Source organism: Streptomyces sp. A1277 (assembly GCF_004795015.1).
GTDB lineage: Bacteria > Actinomycetota > Actinomycetes > Streptomycetales > Streptomycetaceae > Streptomyces.
Map to the genome: position 1 here is coordinate 1 of NZ_SSBI01000109.1, position 746 is coordinate 746.

The following is a 746-nucleotide window of genomic DNA, read 5'->3' on the forward strand; positions in this document are numbered from 1 at the left end:
CGGTCACCGGGTCGTTCGGGTCGAGGCAGAGATCGCCTCCGGGACGAACGGCTGCCGCCCCAAGGCCCGGCGCCTGCTGGCCGATCAGCACGTGACCTGCGTGGTGGTGGAGCACAAGGACCGGTTCGGCCGGATGAACGTAGAACTTGTCGAGGCCGCTTTGTGCGCGACGGGCCGTCGCCTCCTGGTGCTGGACGACGGCGAAGTCGAGGACGACCTGGTGCGCGACATGGTGGAGGTGCTGACCTCGTTCTGCGCCCGCCTGTACGGGCGCGGGTCGGCACGGAACCGTGCCCGCAGGGCAATGGAGGCCGCCGAACATGGCTGACCTGCGCTCGCTCACCGCTCCGTTCGTCGCTCTCGGCCCGTCCGGTGTGGCGGTACGTGCCCGGCTCAAGGACCTCGCGCACGAGGACAGGAACGTGCTGCGCCTGGTGAGTGCGCACCTGGGCTCGCTCGCCTCGATGGACCTCAAAGCGCGTTGCGCTGAGGGCCTGGAGCACTCCAGCGCCTCGTGGGCGGCCCGTAAGCGGGACCTGACGGGCGCGTCGTCGTCCAGATGGGCGGGGGCGGTCACGAAGGCGTCGCATGATCAGTGGGCACTGGCGAGGCGGGGCCAGGCCGCGCACATCCGCTCCTTGGAGGCCGGGATCAGGACCTTGCGGCACCGGTTGTCGCTCCCGGTCGGGGTGAAGGGCACGAAGCGTGCGCCGGGCGGTTACCGGTCCAGGGGTGAGTGGTTTCAC

The 746-nt window shown here is 70.4% G+C and carries 1 protein-coding gene and 1 pseudogene; both read left to right on the forward strand.

The window, feature by feature from the left end; genetic code table 11:
• Positions 1–328 (forward strand): recombinase family protein (locus E6R18_RS33865; protein WP_168712516.1); only part of this gene is annotated, 328 nt, incomplete at its 5' end.
• Positions 321–746, forward strand: a pseudogene (locus tag E6R18_RS33870) (IS200/IS605 family accessory protein TnpB-related protein); the annotation flags it as partial. The gene E6R18_RS33865 and the pseudogene E6R18_RS33870, both read left to right, overlap by 8 nt.